The sequence below is a fragment of the Pedobacter sp. Leaf216 genome (assembly GCF_001421515.1).
In the GTDB taxonomy this organism is placed as follows: domain Bacteria; phylum Bacteroidota; class Bacteroidia; order Sphingobacteriales; family Sphingobacteriaceae; genus Pedobacter.
The window spans coordinates 47,122-64,522 of the sequence record NZ_LMKM01000012.1 but is presented as its reverse complement, the minus strand read 5'-3'; the positions used below and the strand labels follow the sequence as shown (position 1 = coordinate 64,522).

Genomic DNA, 17,401 nt, shown 5'->3' with positions numbered 1-17,401 from the left:
ACAAAGTGAAAACGCAGAGGGTGCAAAGGAGGGTTTATACATTCATATCATGACTTGAATATATTCTTCGTGTTTTTCTGCGCCTTTGTGGTTACAACCGTAAAGACTAATAAACTTCGCGCGCTTTGCGGTTAAACTAAAAATAAATATCTTTAAAAAGTATAAAGCATACACACATGAAAAAACTTACTATCTATATTCTTTCATTTATTATTATTGGGCTAGCAGCTTGTAAAACCAAAACAACTATTAATCAGGATGAAGCATCAGAGGTAATTATTGATTATTTAAAAGCTAATCCTGAATATAAAACAACCCGCTTTAAATTTGGGGAGATGAAATTTAACAGTACAAACGATATGTTCGAATTGGGCAAATATAAATCTTTGGCCAGTAAAGGATTAGTTACGTTAAGTTTAAAAGAAGCCAAAAAGAAGTTCCTTTCAAAAGATAGCAGCTACATTTATCAGATCACTTTAACTGACAAGGCTAGTCCGTTGGTTTTAAAGCAGGATGGTGATAGAGCTACCGTTAAAGTTGTAGAGTATGTATTATCGGATGAGAAACCAGTAGATTTTGCACAGGTAAACTCAAGCACGGCAAAAGTTACGGTATCACTTAAAATGACGACTACAGATTTTGAACCGTTTGATAAAGATGCAGACAAAAACAGCAGTTTTATTACAAAAACGTATAAATTAAAGCTGAGTAAGGATGAAGGCTGGAAAGTTCAGAAATAAATTCAAATTATAAGCAAAAATTAGTTGTCAGCTCTTTTCTGAATAAAATTTTTAATTTTTTTGAATATATCCACTTTTTTAGGCCGCTCATTACCATCGTGGGTTAAATTATTATCGTAGTGGTTTTGTAATTCTGCAGCATATTCTTTTTGAGCGGCACTGCCCGTTTTAAGCCATTCAATGAAGCGGAGAATGTTATTATTTAAGGTGCTGTTAAATGAAACGGCATAATACTCGCTTCTTAATAATGGGTTTTTATTATTGTTTATTTCTGCTGCGCCGTTCTCTGCAAAATAATCAGCATGAAGAATCAAAGGGTTTAATTTTTTTAATCTTTTAGTGCCTTTACGTTCATTTCTCCATGGATGTTCTTTTTTATGAAGTTGAGCGAGCAGAAAGTCTTTTTTCCAAAGGGTAACTTGGTGCGACATTAAATATTGCGATGCTTCATTATCGATTTCAGCAACATTAAAGCCTTCAATATCGTTATTGCTTGCTCGTGTTTTGTAAACATTCATGCTGTGCAGTTTAACCTGGCGCCAGTTGTTTTGAATTGCCTCCTCAAAGAGTGTGGTAAAAAACTTTGCATTTACCGGTTTAGTTAGCCACATATCCTCCTGGAAGTAAAGTACATATTCCTCCTCCATATTGTTTAATAGCGTTGCTAAACGGTCGGCCCATTCGCCATTGCCCGATTTAATATTGGTAAAGCCATTTATAGCTGCGTTGTTTACCTCGGTTGCAAAATAATAGTTGCATGGAATATTAAAATCCCAGTTTTCTGTAAATGTAAAATTAAAGCCTTTATAAAGAAATTCATAACGATCGCAGGCATGAACGAGAAGAGCAACCTTATTTTTAGCTGTTTGCATAAATATAAACACATTTAGATAAATGTTGCTCAAAGGTAAGAAAATGGATTTTTTTACTTGCCTTAATTGGCTTCAATTTTACACTTCAGGCCGCATCAGTTAAGCGTAAGCAGGTTTAAAAAACACTGATAATAGCAGCCTAAACAGATTTAAATTTCAGCATACATATTGCTTTCCAAATAATAGGATTCTTAAACGAAAATGAACAAACGTTTGTCTTTCTGTAAATGAATAAAATCTACCTATTTTGTCGCTTTTAAGCATAAATAAGACACCTTTTTTACACTGATTGATAGTGGAATACAACGCCATTTTTGCTACATTTGCACGCAAATTTATTATTCATACCGCATGAGCTTAAATATCCACTACAAGGAAGATTTTCAAAATCGCCATATCGCACCAAATGAGGCAGATACAGCCGAAATGTTGCAAACTGTTGGCGTAAATTCTATTGATGAGCTGATTGATCAAACTGTACCAACAGCAATTAGGTTGAAACAGCCTTTAAATTTGCCGGCAGCGAAATCAGAAACTGAATATCTTGGTGCTTTAAAACAAACTTCATTGTTAAATAAAGTTTTTAAAAGCTTTATCGGTCAGGGTTATTATGATACGATTACGCCAGGTGTAATTTTACGTAACGTATTCGAAAACCCAGGATGGTATACTCAATATACGCCCTATCAGGCAGAAATTGCGCAAGGCCGTTTACAGGCATTGCTGAATTTTCAAACGATGGTTATCGATTTAACCGGAATGGAAATTGCCAATGCATCTTTACTGGATGAAGGTACTGCTGCTGCCGAAGCAATGTTTATGCAATACAGCTTGCGTAAAAACCAGGCGGCTAAAAAGTTCTTCGTATCCGAACTGGTTTTCCCTCAAACGATTGATATTTTAAAAACCCGTGCTAACCCTTACGGTATAGAACTGGTTATCGGAAATCATTTAGATTTCGTAGCCACTGAAGATTTCTTTGGTGCTATTGTTCAGTATCCGGCAGGAAATGGTGAGGTTTTCGACTATAAAAACTTTGCAGCTGAATTGCACAATCTCAATATTAAATTAACGGTAGTTGCTGATATTTTAAGCTTAACCTTATTAACGCCTCCAGGCGAGTGGGGAGCAGATGTGGTAGTTGGTACTACACAACGTTTAGGTATTCCAATGGGTTTTGGCGGGCCACACGCTGCTTTTTTTGCCACAAAAGAAGAATACAAACGTAATATCCCGGGTCGTATTATTGGTGTAACCATTGATAGCCATGGCGATTATGCTTTACGTATGGCCTTGCAAACCCGCGAGCAACACATCCGTAGAGATAAAGCAACTTCAAATATCTGTACTGCGCAGGCATTGCTAGCCATTATGGCTGGTTTTTATGCAGCTTACCATGGTCCGAAAGGATTAAAAGCCATTGCAGAACGTACGCACGGTTTGGCCATCAGCTTAGCTGCTACTTTAAAAGGCTTGGGTTTTGAGCAGTTAAATTCAGTTTATTTCGATACCATCCGTTTCGATTTAGGCGATTTAAAAGGCGGTATTCATTCTGGTTGTATTGATAACGAGATCAATTTAAATTATGTTGGTAATGTTGCAACCATATCTTTCGATGAAACCAGCACTTTCGAAGATGTAGCCTTAATTGCTAAAATATTTGCTAAAGTTAAAGCAATTGCAGCTGATCAGGTTGAGGTTGAAGAAAATGTAGAAACGGTTATTCCGGCTACGTTACAACGTACTTCTACTTATTTATCCCACCCAGTTTTTAATTCGCATCATTCGGAGCATGAAATGTTGCGTTATATCAAATCATTAGAGGCTAAAGATTTATCACTTTGCCACTCTATGATTGCCTTGGGTAGTTGTACCATGAAATTAAATGCTACTGCAGAAATGATTCCGGTTACCTGGTCTCACTTCGGTCGCATCCACCCGTTTGCCCCTGCCGATCAGGTATTGGGTTATTACTCAGTTTTTAATGAGTTGGATAAATGGTTAAGTGAAATTACCGGTTTTGCGGCAATGAGCTTACAACCAAATGCTGGTGCACAAGGCGAATACGCAGGTTTAATGGTTATCCGTGCTTATCACCACGATAGAGGTGATTTCCACCGAAATGTAGCTTTAATTCCAGCTTCAGCGCACGGAACAAACCCCGCTTCTGCGGCAATGGCCGATATGAAAATTGTTGTGGTTAAATCTTTAGAAAACGGTAATATCGATGTTGAAGATTTAAAAGCTAAAGCAGAATTACATAAAGATAATTTATCGTGTTTAATGGTAACTTATCCATCTACACACGGTGTTTTCGAAGAAAGCATTATCGAAATCTGCGAAACCATTCATGCTAATGGTGGCCAGGTTTATATGGATGGTGCAAACATGAATGCGCAGGTTGGATTAACCAGTCCGGCCAATATTGGTGCCGATGTTTGCCACTTAAACTTACACAAAACATTCTGTATCCCTCACGGTGGTGGTGGGCCGGGTATGGGCCCAATCGGTGTTGCAAAACATTTGGTTCCTTATGTTCCGGGTCATGCTGTTGTAGATATCGATAAAGGAAAGTCAATTTCAGCAGTATCATCTGCACCTTGGGGCTCGGCTTCGATCTTAATTATCTCTCATGCTTATATTGCAATGATGGGTGCTGAAGGTTTAACCAACGCAACTAAATATGCTATTTTAAACGCAAATTATATGAAAGCCCGTTTAGAGCAGCATTACCCGGTACTTTATTCAGGTGCTCAGGGGCGTTGCGCACATGAGATGATTTTGGATTGCCGTTCATTTAAAGCTTTTGGTATCGAAGTAACTGATATTGCAAAACGTTTAATGGATTATGGTTTCCATGCACCAACGGTTTCATTTCCGGTTGCGGGTACTTTAATGGTTGAGCCGACAGAATCAGAGCCTAAACATGAGTTAGACCGTTTCTGTGATGCTTTAATCGCGATTAAAAATGAAATTAGCGAAGTAGAAAATGGTACTTTAGATAAAGTTGATAATCCCTTAAAAAATGCACCACATACCGTATCAGTAATCACTGCAAACGACTGGGATCATGCCTATAGCCGTCAAACTGCTGCATTCCCACTTCCTTATGTGTTGGAGCGTAAGTTCTGGCCATCAGTTGGTCGTGTAAATGATAGCCATGGCGATAGATCATTGATCTGTGCATGTCCTCCGGTTGAGAGTTATTTAGAAGAAATCGTTCCTTAGCAAGGTAGCAGGCGGGAAGGTAGAGCGTTTAAGGTTTTCTTTTCATCGTCTTAATTTCTCTTTTCGTCATTGTGAGGAGGAACTACGCGGGAATCTATTTAGATAAATCATCTGCAAGTTTTATAATTCATTTATAAGGCTTGCAGATTTTTTTTTGGAAATATATTGGCAGTTTTCCATCGGAAGCTGTAGCCATGCCATTCGCTTTATCTTTTTTTGGTTTCTGCTCTCGTTATATCGTCATTGCTGAGGAGGAACTGCGAAGCAATCTTTTATTGTAAATGCCAACAAAAAGGATTTCCGCTCCTTTCAGGTTTAAGAATGGAAGGGTTTGGAGTGTAAAGTAATAGGTGGAGAGAGCGAATCAATATTCAATTCTATCCTTAAAGATCTGCTCATTTTGCCCATTTCGTCAGCTTCTTTTTTTAAGTTAGCGTCATTCATTAACAACTGCATTAACTTTGATCTGAGTGCTTGCTTTAACCCTGCCTTGTTTTTGTTGCACAACGTGCCATGCTTCGTGTGGTAAATTTTCCTCTTGGCCCGATGCTAAATGAATGTCTGTACCTTGAGCATAGGCTTGTGCATTTAACTGCGCAGGTTTAGCAGAATTATAATGAACCTTAACATCGTCCATAGAATGGCCCGAAAGTGCTTCAATGCCATTTTTTAAATGATCGGGTAAGTTTTTGCTTGACAACAAACCTTCAGAATTAACATTATAACCTAATATTTTTATCTGATCGTTTTCTGCAACTAAGGTGACTGTTTCTTTTGCTTGAAATTTTGTTCTTTCTACAAGATAATAGAGTACATATTTTGCAGATGAATTGGAACCTTTGATCACTTTTGTTTCCCAGTGATCTAGCTTTTTGCTTTTTATTTCGCCTAACTTAATTGCTGTGCCTGTTAAATATTCATTTAATTTTTTTGTGCTGGTTACCGCTTTAAATTGATTGCTGAGTAATGGGGATAGTTTGTTAAAATCTTTTTGCTCAAGCAAGGTGTAAAATTGATCGGATACCTTTTCGGCATCTTTTTTATCTTCTTCACGGTTTATGTAGGTGCTGTTAAAATTGCAACCCGTTAAAGAAAATAGAAGCAATAACAGGTAATATGGAATGTAAAATTTATTTTTCATGAGCGTTCTAAGATTTTTACTAAATATAGAATATTTTTTTTCTGTTAATTATGATGCCTGGGTAATTATCATTTAATCAGATTCCTATCGGCAATAAAACAAATCTACCTTTCTATCATTCTTTTTTCAAGCAAATTAAACCTTTCCTGTAATCATGCAGTCAATAGAATGATTTTAAATAAATCCGATTAATTTGAAAAACTTAACATAGGTCAATAACAAGGGATCGTGCTTTAATCTATATTTGTATCAAATTTTAAAAAACCAGAAAATGAAATTAAAAATTAGCTCAATTTTTTTATTAGTGGCAGTAGTAGCATTGTCAGCTTTTAAAAACCCTACTAAACCAGTAACTTTTACTGTAGATGCAGCAAAATCTACCATTACTTGGGTTGGTAAAAAAGTAACAGGTTCTCATAACGGAACAATCGCATTACAGTCAGGTACTTTAGCTGTTAATGGTAAAAGTGTAACTGGCGGTACTTTCGTTATCGACATGACTTCAATTAAAGATGCTGATGGCAGTGCTAAATTAGAAGGTCACTTAAAAGCAGACGATTTCTTCGGTACAACTAAATTCCCTACTTCAACTTTCGTAATCACTAAAGTTGCTGGTTCAGGTGCTAACGTAACTGTAACTGGTAATTTAACCATCAAAGGCATTACTAAGCCATTAAGCTTCCCTGCAACTGTAACTGTTAATGCAGATGGTACAGCTTCAGCTTTAGCTGGTAAAATTGTTGTTGACAGAACTAAATATGATATTAAATATGGTTCGAAATCATTCTTCGATAGCATTGGCGACAAAGCAATTGATGATAACTTCGAATTAGCTGTTAAATTGGTAGCTAAGAAATAATTATTCCCTTCTAGGAAAAAAGGAGAGCCTCAACATTTGTTGGGGCTTTTTTGTGGATTATATTTTTAGCTACGGAAATAAGGAGCGTTAAGTTTTACCACCGAGGGCATGGAGTTTTGCACAGAGTAACACAGAAACTTTTTAGCTATAAGTACCCAACTCAATGCCCTCTGTGATCCTCTCTGTGTACTTTATGGTAAAAAACGAGTGGCCTTCGAATTAGCTTCTAAATTTTTAGCCACGGAAACACAGAAAGCAAGGAAAATAAAGAATGTTAAGTTTTACCACCGAGGGAACGGAGTTTTGCACAGGGGACCACAGAAACTCTTTAGCTATGAGTACCCAGCTCAATGCCCTCTGTGATTCTGTTTGTGTACTTTGTGGTAAAAAACGAGTGACCTTCGGATTAGCTTTTAAATCTTTAGCCACGGAAGCACGGAAAATAAAGAGTATTAAGTTTTACTACCGCGGGGATGGAGTTTTGCACAGGCGAGCACAGAAACTCTTTAGCTATAAGCACCCAACTCAATGCTCTCTGTGTACTTTGTGGTAAAAAACGAGTGACCTTTGAATTAGGTGTAAAATTTTTAGCCACGGAAACACAGAAAGCACGGAAATAAGAGTGTTAAGTTTTACCACCGAGGGCATGGAGTTTTGCACAGAGTAACACGGAAACTCTTTAGCTATAAGTACTTAACTCAATGCCCTCTGTGAAACACTCTGTGTACTTTGCGGTAAAAAAATCAACCTTGAGTACTTTGCGCTTCTTGTTCGCGTGCTTTGCGGTAAAAAACGAGTAAACTTACCTTATCCTAAATCCACCTTCAACAGCATCTACAAAACCCGTTGCGGCACTTTTGCCATGGTAGAATAAACATTCCCAATTTTCTTCTGCAGCTCTTTTGCCAAATTCTTTGCGTAATTCCATCGCTTTACGCCCATCAAAATCGTATTTAGCAATAAAGTTTTTAACCAGTTCCTCAGGCTCAGGCAATACATCGCCGCCAAAAAAAACTTTTTGATTTCCTTCTGTTAATAGAAAAACCTGGTGGTTTGGACAGTGTGCGCCAGTAAATTCGTAACTAATGGTTTCATCCAGTGCGCCATCGCCCTCAACAAATTTCAATTGCGCATTGCGTTGAACGAAATCAAATATATCGGTATGGTAAGAAGATGAAGTACTGCTGAAAGCCGTTTCCCATTCGCCACGGTTAATTACATATTCAGCATCAGGAAAACTTAATTCAACTCTATCATTTCCTTGTTTATGGATCATGCCACCAGAATGATCGTAATGTAAGTGCGACATTAAAACCTTAGTTACATCAGTGGGGTCGAAACCAGCATTGCGGATGTTTTTATGTAAAATTAGCTCACCATGGTCATCACTAAAACCTAAGCCCGTATCAAAAAGAACAAGGTCGTTTTTCAGTTCAACCAAAAAAGGCTGAACATTGATAAATAATGAAGCGGGTCTGTCTTTAAAAGTATGTATAGCGGGGTCGAATGGTACAAATTTCTTTGATGCATCAACAGAATAGGTGCCTTCGAATAGGGTGTGAACTTGCAAAATATGGATCTTTAATGTTTTTACAAAGATAACAATCTAATCAGGAGTATTTGTTTCGGTAAAAGCTTGGATACTTCCTTTTTTTGTAAAATATGATGCTTAAATTTCGGGCATGAATCTTCGCAGCTTAATTTTTATACTTGCGCTCAGTTTGTCTATACAGTTAAAAGCGCAGCAGAAACCAAACGTAATTATTGTATTGGCTGATGATATGGGTTATGCCGATATTTCATGTTATGGTAGTCCGCTGATTAAGACTCCGTTTTTAGATGCAATGGCTGCAAAAGGCGTAAAAGCGACCAACTTCGTTACCACCTCGCCAACCTGCACCCCCTCAAGAGCTTCATTACTAACGGGAAGGTATTGCAGTAGGATGGACCTGCCTTCACCAATTGGTCCGGGCGATAAACGTGGAATACCGGAAGATGAAATCACAATTGCGCAGATGCTAAAGCAATCGGGCTACGCTACCGCGGTAGTGGGTAAATGGCATTTGGGCGATCATGGCGTTTCGCTTCCCAACAACAAAGGATTTGATGAATTTTATGGCCTTTTATACAGTCATGATTATAGAGCACCTTATGTAAAAACAGATACAACAATTAAGATTTTCAGAAATAGCAAACCAGAAATTTATAAGCCCCACGATAGTATTTTAACCAGTTCTTACACCCGAGAATCGATTAAATTTATCAAAAAAAATGCTGCGGCCAAAAAGCCGTTTTTTCTCTATTTAGCACAGAACATGCCGCATTTACCTGTGGCTTTTGCCGCTCAAAAAAGTAGAAAAACCCCGTCGGCAGGTGCTGAGCTTGGTGATGTTATTGAAGATATGGATGCCGGATTGGCTGAAATCTGGAAACAGGTAGTAGCCTCAGGGCAGGCAGATAATACCATTTTTATCTTCACCAGCGATAATGGACCGTGGATTAATGCGCCACAGCGGATGTATGATGACGGTTTTACCAAGTTTTATCATGTAGGTTCAGCAGGTATTTTCAGGGGATCGAAAGGGATTTCATACGAAGGCGGTCAACGTGTGCCCTTTATTGTGTATTGGAAAGGCCATACGCTAAATAATAACCAACTAACCAAACCAATTTCAAATCTGGATGTTTTTCCAACCTTAGCCGAGTGGACTAAAAGTAAATTGCCAGCAAAGGTATACGATGGCGAATCGGTGTCGGCCTTGCTTACCACCAAAAACTACAATAAACCGCATCGACCAATTTATTACCACAACTATGTATTGGAAGGGGTAAAGGATGGCGACTGGAAATTGAGGATTACCAAAAAGGATGACCAGGAATTAACGGAATTGTACAATTTATCGTGGGACCCTGCAGAGCGTGTAAATTTAATCGACGACGCAAAATATGCAGATCAGAAGGCACACCTGATGAAACTTTATCAGGCTTACCCAGGTAATTCGAAATAAAATTTAATTTTTTGTTAATGAAGGCCTTGTTTATTGCTCAACTAACATTACCGCCATCATATCCAATTAAAATGTATATTTACTGTTCGGAGATAAACTTAAATGGAAAAAAGATGGGTGCTGGCATCAGATTGTAACGATGATACAGTAACAAAAATAGCAGAACAACTTAACATAGACCGCTCACTTGCAAAGATTCTCGTGCAGCGTAATATTTGTGATTTCGATCAGGCGAAAGATTTTTTCAGGCCAGATCTTGATCATCTTCACGATCCTTTTATCATGAAGGATATGGATGTTGCTATTGCCCGTATCGAAACCGCATTGGCAACCCACGAAAAAATATTGATTTACGGCGATTACGATGTAGATGGTACAACCTCAGTTGCCCTTGCCTTCAGTTTCTTCTCTCAGCTTACAAAAAATATAGAATATTATATTCCAGATCGCTATTTAGAGGGTTATGGCATTTCTACAACAGGTATTGATTACGCAAGTGAAAACGGATTTTCACTAATTATTGCATTGGATTGTGGAATAAAATCTATCGATAAAATTGATTATGCCAATACTTTAGGAGTCGATTTTATTATCTGTGATCACCATTTACCTGGAGATGAATTGCCTCAGGCCATTGCGGTTTTAGATCCTAAACGATCAGATTGTCCATATCCTTTTAAAGAATTGGCCGGTTGCGGCATCGGTTTTAAACTTGCACAGGCCTACGCACAAAAACATCAGCTCCCAAAAGAAACTTATCTGCAATATTTAGATCTGGTAATGGTGAGTATTGCAGCTGATATTGTTCCGGTTGTTGGCGAGAACAGAATTTTAGCATACTACGGATTAAAAAAATTAAACTCCAATCCATGCGAAGGTTTACGTGCCCTGATGGAAGTTTCTGGCAAAACTGAAAATTACAGCATTACTGATGTAGTATTTACCTTAGGTCCGCGGATTAATGCCGCCGGGAGGATAGATCATGCCAAGCATGCCGTAGCCATGTTGCTTTGCCAGGTAGATGGAAATGCATTAGAGCAGAGCGAACTTATCAATCTGAAAAATACAGAGCGAAAAACATACGATCAGGACATCACGCGAGAAGCCTTGGCACTGATTGGTGAAAGTGATATCCTGATCAACAAAAAAACAACGGTTGTATTTAACGAAAACTGGCATAAAGGAGTAATCGGGATTGTAGCATCGCGTTTAACTGAAAAATATTACCGGCCTACCATTGTATTAACAAAATCAAACGGCCATGTTGCAGGCTCTTGCCGATCGGTGGTGGGCTTCGATTTATATGAAGCCTTAAGTGGTTGTGCCCACTTATTGGATCAGTATGGAGGGCATAAATTTGCTGCCGGCTTAACCATGCAACAGGATAATGTAAATGCTTTTGCCGATAAGTTTGAAGAAATTGTATCTGCAAGTATTACAGAAGAGTTACTTACGCCAATGATCAGGATTGATGCCGAAATTGAACTGGCACAGATTGATGGTAAGTTTTTTAGGGTATTATCTCAAATGGGCCCCTTCGGACCAGAGAATATGGCGCCGATATTTGTTACCCATAATGTATACCTTGCGCAACATGCCATGGCAGTTGGTCAAAATCATCTAAAAATTAATATAAAACAACAAAATTCGCCTATTTTTGAAGGCATTGCGTTCGGATTGGCAGAATTTCAAAACCTTTTGCAACCAAGAGTACCATTTTCTGTTTGTTATACGTTAGAAGAGAATGTTTGGCGCGATAAGAAACGTTTGCAGTTAAACATTAAAGGAATAAAAGTTAATTAATTTTAAAATAAACCGTCATGCTGTACTTGTTTCAGCATCTAGTAAGAAAGATCCTGAACTAAATTCAGGATGACGGATCGATCTATATATGATATTAAAAGCCGAAAATCTGGTTAAAAAATATAAGCAGCGTACTGTTGTTAATAATGTTTCTTTCAACGTTAGTCAGGGAGAAATCGTTGGTCTTCTCGGTCCAAACGGTGCCGGAAAAACAACTTCTTTTTACATGATTGTAGGTTTGATTAAACCAAATGAAGGCCGTATTTTCCTGGAAGAAGAAGACATTACAGAAGATCCAATGTATCGCCGGGCGCAAAAAGGAATTGGCTATCTTGCCCAGGAAGCCTCCGTTTTCAGAAAGCTTACCGTTGAAGACAATATTCTAGCCATTTTGGAAATGAGCAAAATGAGCAAGGAGGAACAACGCGATAAGCTTGAAGAACTGATTAACGAATTTAGTTTACACAAGGTGCGTAAAAACCGTGGCGATTTATTATCAGGTGGCGAGCGTCGGCGTACCGAAATTGCGCGTGCTTTGGCTGCAAATCCTAACTTTATTTTATTGGATGAGCCTTTTGCCGGGGTAGATCCGATTGCGGTAGAAGAAATTCAGAGTATTGTTGCCAAACTGAAACATAAAAATATCGGTATCCTCATTACCGATCACAATGTGCAGGAAACACTATCAATTACCGATCGCGCCTACCTGCTTTTCGAAGGTAAAATTTTAGAACAAGGCGTTCCGGAGGTTTTAGCTGAAAACGAAATGGTAAGAAAGGTTTATCTTGGATCGAATTTTGTGCTGAAACGTAAAAAATTTGATGTTTAATTCTAACCAATTCTTGTCCCGGTTTTTGGGCTTAAAGATGCTTAACACAGATCAATTGCTTTCAGGTATAGAGATTTTATTATCGTTCCAACAAAAACGACAATATCCGTGTTTATCTGTCAACATCTGTGGTAAAAGTCAGCTGTTTATTTTTTGATATGGCATTTGTAAATTCAATTTTTACCTGGTTAATGAAAAAGCGGATCCATCAGATCGAGCTTTTTATGAAGTATCCGCACGACGTTCAGGAAGAGTGGTTTCATACTTTAATCGATAGTGCAGAAAATACAGAATGGGGCAAACTATACGATTATAAAACGATTTTAACACCTCAGCAATTCCAGGAGCGTATTCCAATTCAAAATTACGATACTTTAAAGCCGTATATTGAGCGTATGCTCAATGGCGAACAGAATATTCTATGGCCATCTGATATCAAGTGGTTTGCAAAATCATCTGGTACCACTAGCGATAGGAGTAAATTTATCCCGGTTTCGCAGGAATCGTTGGAAGAATGCCATTTTAAAGGTGGTAAGGATATGCTTTCTATATACTGCAATAACCGTCCTGATAACCAAATGTTTACCGGTAAAGGTTTGGTTTTAGGAGGAAGTCACCAGGTAAACCAGTTAAATGAAGATTGTTTTTATGGTGATTTATCGGCGGTGCTAATCAAAAATTTACCCATCTGGGCCGAATATTACCGCACGCCCGATATGTCTATCGCATTGATGGATAATTATGAAATCAAGATGGATAGAATGGCTGAAGCTACCATCAATGAAAACGTAACCAGCATTTCTGGTGTGCCTACATGGACCATCGTATTGGCCAAAAAAGTCCTCGAACTCACCGGAAAACAGAACTTGCTAGAAGTTTGGCCAAACCTCGAATTGTACATTCATGGTGCGGTAAACTTTGCACCATACCGCGAGCAGTTTAAACAACTTATTCCATCCGATGAGATGTATTACCTCGAAACCTATAACGCATCAGAAGGTTTTTTTGGTATCCAGGATCAGGATCATTCAGAAGAAATGTTGTTAATGCTTGATTATGGAATTTTCTATGAATTTATTCCGCTTGAAAATATAGGCGAAGAAAGCCCTAAAGCATTATTATTGGGAGAAGTAGAACTGCATAAAAATTACGCCATTGTAATTTCGACTAACGGTGGCTTATGGCGCTATATGATTGGTGATACCATCCAATTTACTTCGCTTTCGCCTTACCGCATTAAAATTACCGGCCGAACCAAACACTTTATTAATGCCTTTGGTGAAGAAGTCATAATCGACAATGCAGAACAGGCTTTAACCAAAGCTTGCCAGGAAACTGGTGCTGAAATAAAGGATTATACTGCCGGACCGATTTATTTCAAAAATGAAAAAGCTGGCGGACACGAATGGATTATTGAGTTTGATAAACAGCCGAACGATTTTGAGAAGTTTGTAGATGTTATGGACAATACACTGCGTGAGGTGAATTCTGATTATGATGCCAAACGTTTTAAAGATATGGCCTTGGCCCGTCCTAAAGTGCACAATGCCCCTTCAAACACATTTTATAACTGGTTAAAGGCGAAAGATAAACTGGGCGGACAGCATAAAGTACCACGGCTGGCCAATGAGCGTAAATATGTAGATGATATATTGGAAATGATGAAATCATCATAAAATAATATTGATTATATTTGTTTTGGTTCAAATAGAAAAAAATGGAAGCTACGGGGAAATTAACAAATGTTCAATTAGAACTATTAAAATTATTTCAATATAATTTGCCCGATGCTCAGCTGAATGATATCAAAGAAATGTTAGCAAAATATTTTGCTAAATCTGCATCTGATGAAAAGGACAAACTCTGGGATGATAATTATTGGGATGAAAATACAATTGAATCCTGGAAAAATGAGCATTTAAGGAAAAAATAACATTCATGAAAGTTGTACTTGATACAAATGTACTTCTTGTTTCAATTCCTAAAAAATCAAAATACAGGGTAATTTTCGATGCATTAATTGGAGGATATTTTGAAGCTAAGATGATGTAGTAAACGCACAATTGGTGGCCATTCCATTTGATAAAAAACTACTTTTACTGTTCAATAAAAAATAAATGAAAAACATTAGCTATAAGTGGTTGGCCTGGCTATTATTTTTTTCCTATTTTTTTATTTTAATGCTGCAGCTTACCTTGCGCTACATCCCTTTCAATAGCGAAGTATCTTTTCTTCAAATTAAACAAACCGAAGTATCCGGCATTAAAATTTACCTCCCTATATTTTACCTCCACGTTTACAGTGCAATATTTGTACTGCTGGCTGGTTTTACTCAGTTTAATAAAAACATTTTAGCAAGCTATCCAAAAGTGCATAGGTGGTTGGGCTATTTGTATGTAAGTTTAGTATTGTTGCTTGCAGCACCATCAGGCATTTTTATTGGCTGTTTTGCCAATGGAGGGTTAATGGCTAAAACCTCGTTTATAATTTTGGGCGTGCTGTGGTTTTGGTTCACTTTAAAAGCCCTTCTGCTTATTATAAAAAAGAAAATAACAAACCATAAAAAATTTATGTACCGTAGCTTTGCTTTAGCTACTTCTGCCATTACCTTAAGGCTGTGGAAAGTTATTTTAGTATATTTATTTCATCCAGCCCCAATGGATGTTTATCAGATTATTGCCTGGTTGGGCTGGATACCCAATTTATTGATCGCTGAATGGCTGATTAAACACAAAACATTTACCCGCTGAAACAGTTACATTAATTATGAAAAAAATCTTATTATTCGCGCTCATCCCTTTTTTGATGCTTTCTTGCAGAGATACTAAAAAAACTAAAAAAGAAAAACCATCTGGCATTGCACAACAGGAAATCCACAAAGAACTTTATGGTTTTTGGGTAGGTAATTTTTATACAGCGGATGAATTGGAGTATGAAGGAGACATGGGAGATGCTGTTAAAAAGCTGAATATCAATATTAAAAGAATAACAAAAGATACGGTGATTGCGCAAAGCGTAGTTTCTGGCAACAGCCGCCCTTTGTTGGGCAAATTATCCGAAAACGGAAGCAAAATTACTTTTGTGCTTGATGAACCCGGCACAGATAAATATGATGGAAAATTTGAAATTACCCTCGTTGGCGATACGCTGATCGGCAAATGGAATGCATACAAAAAAGAATTAAAATGGCCTGAAAAAGAATTTAAACTACTGAAAAAAGCTTTCGAATATAATGCAGGTCGTATGTTGCCAACAGAAATGGAATATGTAGACTGGAGCGAGCAAAAAATGGTTAAAAGTATAGATACACTTGAAGATGGAACCATTGATTCATTGAGCGCAAATACTTTTTACAGGAGTGCCTCCGATCAGATTTTTAAATTAAACGCCTCAACCACCTTACTTAGTGAAAATGAGTTAAAAAATTTAAGAAAATTAGATTTGCAGATTATCAAAAATACCATCTTTGCCAGACATGGTTATGCTTTTAAAAAACAAACTTTCAGAAATTTCTTTGATCCTGTGGAGTGGTATGTACCCGTTAAAAATAATGTGGATAATGATCTAACAGCAATAGAAAACAAAAATATAAAGTTGTTGGATCGCTTTACTAAATATGCTGAAGACAATTATGATGCTTTTGGCCGTTAATTTGTAATACGATTAACTATGAAATTGAACAGGGAAAAAATATTGGGTTTCTTTAAAAAGTCAGAAAGTAAAGCTTCGCTAATCTTAAATGATAAAACCAAGGCGAGCAATACCATTAAAGATGCCTTAGGAAAAGCGGTAACCAATAAAGGTGATCTCGAAGGAGTATGGTCTAAGCTAGTGCTCTTATTTGCAGTATCTAAAGACTATGTAAATGGCGATTATACGGAAATTCCAAAAAGATCAATTATAGCCATCCTGGGCGGATTGGTTTATTTTTTATCGCCTATAGATGTGATTCCTGATTTCGTGCCAGTATTGGGTTTTGTTGATGACATTTACATTTTAAACCTTGTTTACAGACAGGTTGTTAAGGATTTGGAAAAATATAAAGCGTGGAAAGAAGCGCAGATCAAGGTTATTGGCAATATAGATGGCTCAACAGCAACATAGCTTTTTCAATTGGTTAAGCGGGCATCTATTAACCTGCCCCTTTAAAGCGCAATTCGGATTCGATTGTCCGGGCTGTGGCTTTCAGCGTTCCGTACTAGCTTTGTTCAGCGGTGATTTAATGGCATCATTTAAGTTGTACCCAGCTGCTATACCATTGGTTTTTATAGTGCTTTTTACAGTCGTTCACCTCAAATTCGATTTCAAATTTGGAGCGCAGCTGATAAAAATCGTTTTCGCAGGGGTTGCAGTAATTATCTTAATCAATTACATTTACAAAATATATACTCACCAATTGATCTAAATATAACTATGTCAGAAGAACAGGAAACCCCTCAAGAAAATAAGCCAATAGATCTTTCTAAAGGTCAGAATCCGGAACCAGCACCTTTTCAACCATTTGGTAATGGACCTGCAACCCCACCACCTTTTCAGCAACCGCCACCTTTTGGGCAATTTGGAGGTGGTTTCGGGCAACAAAATCTACCAAATTCAACAATTGTACTTGTATTAGGTATTCTTTCGATAGCATTTTGTTGCTGTTATGGTATACTAGGCTTAATTCCTGCAATTATTGCGTTGGTACTTAGTAAAAAAGATAAGGCATTGTATGCAGTTAACCCTGCTGCATATAGTTTAAGTTCCTTTAAAAATCTAAATGCCGGAAGAATTTGTGCAATTATAGGTCTGATCCTTAATATTTTGTCATTGCTTTATTATGCTGCAATTATTGTAATATTCGGCTCGGGTATGTTAAGCGATCCACATAAAATGCAGGAAATTTTAAAAGGATTACAATAAAAATAGCATTTTAATTTTA

16 protein-coding genes are annotated in these 17,401 nt (G+C 37.5%); 13 read left to right on the top strand and 3 right to left on the bottom strand.

Annotation, left to right across the window (positions count from 1 at the left end; all coding sequences use genetic code 11):
• Positions 1–176: 176 nt before the first annotated feature.
• Positions 177–740, top strand: coding sequence for a hypothetical protein (locus ASE74_RS10055; protein ID WP_055908045.1), 564 nt, complete (start codon positions 177–179; stop codon positions 738–740).
• 20 nt (positions 741–760) lie between these two features.
• Here ASE74_RS10055 and ASE74_RS10050 read toward each other — a convergent pair whose 3' ends face one another.
• Complete coding sequence (locus ASE74_RS10050) at positions 761–1,612, bottom strand: hypothetical protein (protein ID WP_055908043.1); 852 nt, start codon at positions 1,610–1,612, stop codon at positions 761–763.
• Between the two features lie 351 nt (positions 1,613–1,963).
• Between ASE74_RS10050 and gcvP the strand changes: the two genes are divergently transcribed.
• A complete protein-coding gene (gcvP, locus tag ASE74_RS10045; RefSeq protein WP_055908041.1) occupies positions 1,964–4,840 on the top strand; it encodes an aminomethyl-transferring glycine dehydrogenase in 2,877 nt (958 codons plus the stop codon).
• 436 nt (positions 4,841–5,276) lie between these two features.
• On the opposite strand, the gene ASE74_RS10040 is transcribed toward gcvP, so the two are convergent.
• On the bottom strand, positions 5,277–5,981 hold the full coding sequence (locus tag ASE74_RS10040) for a DUF4157 domain-containing protein (protein WP_055908037.1): 705 nt from the start codon (positions 5,979–5,981) through the stop codon (positions 5,277–5,279).
• 271 nt (positions 5,982–6,252) lie between these two features.
• Here ASE74_RS10040 and ASE74_RS10035 point away from each other — a divergent pair, with 271 nt between their 5' ends.
• Positions 6,253–6,840 carry a YceI family protein gene (locus ASE74_RS10035; protein WP_055908034.1) on the top strand — a complete coding sequence of 196 codons (588 nt, stop codon included), beginning with the start codon at positions 6,253–6,255 and terminating at the stop codon, positions 6,838–6,840.
• Between the two features lie 802 nt (positions 6,841–7,642).
• Here the strand turns inward: ASE74_RS10035 and ASE74_RS10030 are convergent.
• Positions 7,643–8,410: an MBL fold metallo-hydrolase gene (locus ASE74_RS10030; protein ID WP_200912293.1), complete on the bottom strand. Its 768-nt coding sequence runs from the start codon at positions 8,408–8,410 to the stop codon at positions 7,643–7,645.
• Positions 8,411–8,522: 112 nt separating this feature from the next.
• On the opposite strand from ASE74_RS10030, the gene ASE74_RS10025 reads away from it, so the two are divergent.
• The 10 genes from ASE74_RS10025 to ASE74_RS24990 all read left to right on the top strand — a co-directional run bounded on the left by ASE74_RS10025 (position 8,523) and on the right by ASE74_RS24990 (position 17,382).
• Positions 8,523–9,848 carry a sulfatase-like hydrolase/transferase gene (locus ASE74_RS10025; RefSeq protein ID WP_055908028.1) on the top strand — a complete coding sequence of 442 codons (1,326 nt, stop codon included), beginning with the start codon at positions 8,523–8,525 and terminating at the stop codon, positions 9,846–9,848.
• A gap of 102 nt (positions 9,849–9,950) precedes the next feature.
• The gene (gene recJ, locus ASE74_RS10020; protein WP_055908024.1) at positions 9,951–11,651 is read left to right on the top strand and encodes a single-stranded-DNA-specific exonuclease RecJ; all 1,701 of its coding nucleotides are present in this window, start codon (positions 9,951–9,953) and stop codon (positions 11,649–11,651) included.
• Between the two features lie 88 nt (positions 11,652–11,739).
• On the top strand, positions 11,740–12,480 hold the full coding sequence (gene lptB, locus ASE74_RS10015) for an LPS export ABC transporter ATP-binding protein (RefSeq protein ID WP_055908021.1): 741 nt from the start codon (positions 11,740–11,742) through the stop codon (positions 12,478–12,480).
• A gap of 158 nt (positions 12,481–12,638) precedes the next feature.
• Complete coding sequence (locus tag ASE74_RS10010; RefSeq protein WP_055908018.1) at positions 12,639–14,156, top strand: GH3 auxin-responsive promoter family protein; 1,518 nt, start codon at positions 12,639–12,641, stop codon at positions 14,154–14,156.
• A gap of 41 nt (positions 14,157–14,197) precedes the next feature.
• A complete protein-coding gene (locus ASE74_RS10005) occupies positions 14,198–14,413 on the top strand; it encodes a hypothetical protein (protein ID WP_055908015.1) in 216 nt (71 codons plus the stop codon).
• A 184-nt stretch (positions 14,414–14,597) separates the two neighbouring features.
• Positions 14,598–15,230: a DUF2306 domain-containing protein gene (locus ASE74_RS10000; protein ID WP_055908012.1), complete on the top strand. Its 633-nt coding sequence runs from the start codon at positions 14,598–14,600 to the stop codon at positions 15,228–15,230.
• A 16-nt stretch (positions 15,231–15,246) separates the two neighbouring features.
• The gene (locus ASE74_RS09995; RefSeq protein WP_055908009.1) at positions 15,247–16,131 is read left to right on the top strand and encodes a YARHG domain-containing protein; all 885 of its coding nucleotides are present in this window, start codon (positions 15,247–15,249) and stop codon (positions 16,129–16,131) included.
• 18 nt (positions 16,132–16,149) lie between these two features.
• A complete protein-coding gene (locus ASE74_RS09990) occupies positions 16,150–16,584 on the top strand; it encodes a YkvA family protein (RefSeq protein ID WP_055908006.1) in 435 nt (144 codons plus the stop codon).
• Complete coding sequence (locus ASE74_RS25480; RefSeq protein ID WP_082458729.1) at positions 16,565–16,885, top strand: DUF2752 domain-containing protein; 321 nt, start codon at positions 16,565–16,567, stop codon at positions 16,883–16,885. Before ASE74_RS09990 ends, ASE74_RS25480 begins: the two co-directional genes overlap by 20 nt.
• An 8-nt stretch (positions 16,886–16,893) precedes the next feature.
• Positions 16,894–17,382 (top strand): CCC motif membrane protein, encoded by a 489-nt coding sequence (locus tag ASE74_RS24990; RefSeq protein ID WP_200912292.1) that lies wholly within the window; start codon positions 16,894–16,896, stop codon positions 17,380–17,382.
• Positions 17,383–17,401 lie beyond the last annotated feature (19 nt).

What these genes read in the sequence shown, in the direction of transcription:
- ASE74_RS09990 (WP_055908006.1), top strand. Translation starts at nt 16,150, where the DNA reads ATGAAATTGAACAGGGAAAAAATATTGGGTTTCTTTAAAAAGTCAGAA.
- ASE74_RS25480 (WP_082458729.1), top strand. Translation starts at nt 16,565, where the DNA reads ATGGCTCAACAGCAACATAGCTTTTTCAATTGGTTAAGCGGGCATCTA.
- ASE74_RS10050 (WP_055908043.1), bottom strand. Translation starts at nt 1,612, where the DNA reads ATGCAAACAGCTAAAAATAAGGTTGCTCTTCTCGTTCATGCCTGCGAT.
- gcvP (WP_055908041.1), top strand. Translation starts at nt 1,964, where the DNA reads ATGAGCTTAAATATCCACTACAAGGAAGATTTTCAAAATCGCCATATC.
- ASE74_RS10025 (WP_055908028.1), top strand. Translation starts at nt 8,523, where the DNA reads ATGAATCTTCGCAGCTTAATTTTTATACTTGCGCTCAGTTTGTCTATA.
- ASE74_RS09995 (WP_055908009.1), top strand. Translation starts at nt 15,247, where the DNA reads ATGAAAAAAATCTTATTATTCGCGCTCATCCCTTTTTTGATGCTTTCT.
- ASE74_RS10010 (WP_055908018.1), top strand. Translation starts at nt 12,639, where the DNA reads ATGGCATTTGTAAATTCAATTTTTACCTGGTTAATGAAAAAGCGGATC.
- ASE74_RS24990 (WP_200912292.1), top strand. Translation starts at nt 16,894, where the DNA reads ATGTCAGAAGAACAGGAAACCCCTCAAGAAAATAAGCCAATAGATCTT.
- ASE74_RS10040 (WP_055908037.1), bottom strand. Translation starts at nt 5,981, where the DNA reads ATGAAAAATAAATTTTACATTCCATATTACCTGTTATTGCTTCTATTT.
- ASE74_RS10000 (WP_055908012.1), top strand. Translation starts at nt 14,598, where the DNA reads ATGAAAAACATTAGCTATAAGTGGTTGGCCTGGCTATTATTTTTTTCC.
- ASE74_RS10005 (WP_055908015.1), top strand. Translation starts at nt 14,198, where the DNA reads ATGGAAGCTACGGGGAAATTAACAAATGTTCAATTAGAACTATTAAAA.
- ASE74_RS10035 (WP_055908034.1), top strand. Translation starts at nt 6,253, where the DNA reads ATGAAATTAAAAATTAGCTCAATTTTTTTATTAGTGGCAGTAGTAGCA.
- ASE74_RS10055 (WP_055908045.1), top strand. Translation starts at nt 177, where the DNA reads ATGAAAAAACTTACTATCTATATTCTTTCATTTATTATTATTGGGCTA.
- recJ (WP_055908024.1), top strand. Translation starts at nt 9,951, where the DNA reads ATGGAAAAAAGATGGGTGCTGGCATCAGATTGTAACGATGATACAGTA.
- lptB (WP_055908021.1), top strand. Translation starts at nt 11,740, where the DNA reads ATGATATTAAAAGCCGAAAATCTGGTTAAAAAATATAAGCAGCGTACT.